This window comes from Vibrio sp. 10N.261.52.A1 (assembly GCF_002876325.1).
Classification (GTDB): Bacteria; Pseudomonadota; Gammaproteobacteria; order Enterobacterales; family Vibrionaceae; genus Vibrio; species Vibrio chagasii.
The window spans coordinates 1-2,036 of sequence record NZ_MCYD01000157.1; the positions used below are offsets into that span (position 1 = coordinate 1).

The window sequence follows — 2,036 nt, forward strand, 5'->3', positions numbered from 1 at the left end:
ACATAGGAGTAGGGTCAATGGCCGTACAAAAGAGCAAGAAATCACGTTCAATGCGTGGCATGCGTCGTTCACACGATGCGCTAACTACAGCTGCACTTTCTGTAGACGCAACTTCAGGTGAAACTCACCTACGTCACAACGTGACTGCGGAAGGTTTCTACCGCGGCAAAAAGGTTATCAACAAGTAAGGTTGACCTTTGCAAAATCTAACCGTTGCGCTTGATGCAATGGGCGGGGACTTCGGTCCTCGTGTAACAGTGCCTGCCGCCGTGCAGGCACTGTCGTATTTCCCAGAGCTAAAAGTCATTCTCATAGGTGATCGAAACGCGATCACATCTCAATTATCTTCATTAGGTCGAGTGCCTGACTCTCGTTTGAGTATTCAGCATTGCGATCGAGTTATTTCCAATTCTGAAAAACCTTCACTAGCCTTGCGTAACAGTCAGGGTAGCTCCATGCGTGCTGCTATTGATTTGGTCGCCGACTTTCAAGCCGATGCTTGTGTGAGTGGTGGCAACACCGGCGCATTGATGGCTCTGTCCCGTTTTCGACTTAAGCTCCTCCCTGGCATTGATAGGCCCGCATTGGTTTCAGCCTTGCCTACTGCTTCAGGGAATCGTACTTGGATGCTTGATTTAGGGGCAAACGTGTCTAGTGATGCAGATTCGCTTTTCCAATTTGCTGTGATGGGCAGTGCATTAGCGGAACAACATTTAGGTCGCGCTCCACGTGTCGCTATTTTAAATATCGGCGCCGAAGAAATTAAAGGTAATGACCTTGTAAAACGATGCGCTGAAATGTTGTCGAATACTCAGTCTGTGAACTTCATAGGCTATATTGAAGGTAACCAACTCCTTCAAGATGTTGCTGATGTCGTCGTATGTGATGGTTTTGTGGGCAATGTCTGCTTAAAAACGTGCGAAGGTACGGCTCAGCTCTTTATTGATAAGCTAAAAACGCGCATGATGGCTTCAACTATAAAAGGGTGGATAGCCAGAATGTTGTTTTCTGAGCTATTTACTGAATTAAAAACCTTGAACCCCGACCAGTATAACGGCGCAAGTTTGTTAGGATTGCGCGGCATTGTGATTAAAAGTCATGGAAGTGCTGATGTATCTGCAGTTGTCAACGCGATTGGCGAGGCAGTACACGAGGTCAAACGACAAGTCCCCAGCCGCATTAGCGATCGTTTGGAAGCGGTTTTACTCGAGAGGCATTATTAGTCTTCATGTATAGCAAAATTTTAGGTACTGGCAGCTACTTGCCATCTCAGGTGCGTACTAACGCAGACTTAGAGAAAATGGTAGAGACTAGCGATGAGTGGATCGTTGCTAGAACAGGTATTAAAGAGCGTCGTATTTCAGCGGAGAACGAAACCGTTGCAGATATGGCGTTTTACGCTGCTGAAAATGCCATTGAAATGGCGGGTATCGACAAAGAAGATATTGATTTAATCATCGTTGCGACCACCAGTAGTAGCCACACATTCCCGTCTTCGGCGTGTCAGGTACAAGGTAAGCTTGGTATTAAAGGCTGCCCTGCGTTTGATTTGGCTGCAGCGTGTTCTGGTTTTGTCTATGCTTTGTCTGTTGCTGATCAGCACATCAAATCAGGCATGTGTAAGAACGTTTTGGTGATTGGTGCCGATGCACTGTCAAAAACCTGTGATCCGACTGACCGCTCTACGATCATCTTATTTGGTGATGCAGCAGGCGCGGTGGTTGTAGGCGCAAGCGAAGAGCCAGGTATTTTGTCGACACATATTTACTCTGATGGTAAATACGGTGAGCTACTAAGCCTTGAAGTACCAGAGCGTGGCGGTGATGCGGACAAATGGCTGCACATGGCGGGCAACGAAGTATTCAAAGTGGCGGTAACTCAGCTATCTAAGCTGGTTAAAGACACATTAGCTGCAAATAACATGGATAAGTCAGAGCTTGATTGGTTAGTTCCACACCAAGCGAACTACCGTATTATTTCAGCAACGGCGAAAAAGCTGACAATGTCACTTGATCAAGTGGTGATCACCCTTGATA

The 2,036-nt window shown here is 46.6% G+C and carries 3 protein-coding genes; all 3 read left to right on the forward strand.

What is annotated here, in order from left to right; all coding sequences use genetic code 11:
* Window positions 1-17 precede the first annotated feature (17 nt).
* A complete protein-coding gene (gene rpmF, locus BCT81_RS02110; protein WP_004737376.1) occupies window positions 18-188 on the forward strand; it encodes a 50S ribosomal protein L32 in 171 nt (56 codons plus the stop codon).
* Between the two features lie 9 nt (window positions 189-197).
* On the forward strand, window positions 198-1,223 hold the full coding sequence (plsX, locus tag BCT81_RS02115; protein ID WP_102423113.1) for a phosphate acyltransferase PlsX: 1,026 nt from the start codon (window positions 198-200) through the stop codon (window positions 1,221-1,223).
* Window positions 1,224-1,228: 5 nt separating this feature from the next.
* Window positions 1,229-2,036: beta-ketoacyl-ACP synthase III (locus BCT81_RS02120; RefSeq protein ID WP_102423114.1), on the forward strand; the 808-nt coding region annotated here is incomplete at its 3' end.

Excerpts from the sequence above, each read along its gene's own strand:
- rpmF (WP_004737376.1), top strand. The coding sequence starts at position 18 with ATGGCCGTACAAAAGAGCAAGAAATCACGTTCAATGCGTGGCATGCGT.